Origin of the sequence: Abyssibacter profundi, from assembly GCF_003151135.1 — a bacterium.
In the GTDB taxonomy this organism is placed as follows: domain Bacteria; phylum Pseudomonadota; class Gammaproteobacteria; order Nevskiales; family OUC007; genus Abyssibacter; species Abyssibacter profundi.
The window spans coordinates 1-421 of sequence record NZ_QEQK01000041.1 but is presented as its reverse complement, the minus strand read 5'-3'; the positions used below and the strand labels follow the sequence as shown (position 1 = coordinate 421).

Genomic DNA, 421 nt, shown 5'->3' with positions numbered 1-421 from the left:
CGTAGGCTCAGGAAACAAGTGCAACACTATCCAAAAAGAGTGTTGCCATGTCATCCAGCTACCATCACCTGAGCCCAGAAGAGCGTGCGACCATCATGATTCAGCACGGCCAGGGCGCCACGCTTAGTTCCATCGCACGCCTGTTGGGCCGTCACCGTTCAACGATCTCTCGTGAGCTRTCACGCCAGAGCGGCCGATCATACTCGGCAGTCCAGGCCGCCCAACGCTATCGCAGCGTTCGCCGCAGATGTGGCCGACCGTCTAAGCTGCAAGCTGGTACACGCTTGTCAGATCGGGTCGTCAGCATGCTTGAGCATCGCCAGTGGTCGCCAGAGCAAATCGCAGAAAAGCTGAAACGGGAACACCCGGACGATCCGTCCATGCACGTGAGCCACGAGACCATTTATTCGTGGGTCTACGC

General features: G+C 58.1%; 1 protein-coding gene. It reads left to right on the top strand.

Features of this window, described 5'->3' with window-relative positions:
- Positions 1–47: 47 nt before the first annotated feature.
- Positions 48–421, top strand: a 374-nt coding sequence (locus DEH80_RS17870; RefSeq protein ID WP_133249319.1) for a helix-turn-helix domain-containing protein, incomplete at its 3' end; no start/stop codon positions are given.